Annotated in this window: 1 protein-coding gene; it reads left to right on the plus strand. The window is 67.7% G+C overall.

What is annotated here, in order from left to right; translation table 11 throughout:
• Positions 1 to 316 (plus strand): nitroreductase family deazaflavin-dependent oxidoreductase (locus F6Q13_RS20130; protein WP_293060196.1); only part of this gene is annotated, 316 nt, incomplete at its 5' end.
• Positions 317 to 526: the final 210 nt, after the last annotated feature.

Below are 526 nucleotides of genomic sequence, written 5' to 3' on the forward strand. Positions count from 1 at the left end.
GGTGCGGCCGATCGCGCGCTATCTACCCGGGTTATCCGTCATCAAACACCGCGGCCGCAAGTCCGGAAGACCGTACGAGACCATCGTGACCGCCTACCGCAAGGGCAACGTCCTGGCGATCGCGTTGGCCCACGGCAAGACCAATTGGGTCAAGAACGTGCTGGCCGCCGGCGAGGCCGAGGTGCGGCTCACCCGCGAGACCGTGCACATCACCAATCCGCGGATCCTGCCGGCCGGCTCCGACGCCCAGGGGTTGCCGTGGCCGGCACGGTTGCAGGCGGGGCGGGTCGGCATTTTCGTCGCCGACATCACCTGAGCCGGGCCGAGTTCGGGCAAGTCACGGTCCCGCCGGCACCTGCGTGAGCGCCATGCTGTGCTGGGCCGCGGCGCCGCGGTGCCGCACGGGTGATCAGGCATGCGCACCGGGTCGAGAACAGTTGGCGGTTTTGTTGGTCGGTGTTGGTCGTTGGGTTTTGTCGGAGCTGTCGAGGAGAATGTCGCGGTATGAGCGCCGGTTAGCTGTGCG

This window comes from Mycobacterium sp. (assembly GCF_008709575.1).
In the GTDB taxonomy this organism is placed as follows: domain Bacteria; phylum Actinomycetota; class Actinomycetes; order Mycobacteriales; family Mycobacteriaceae; genus Mycobacterium.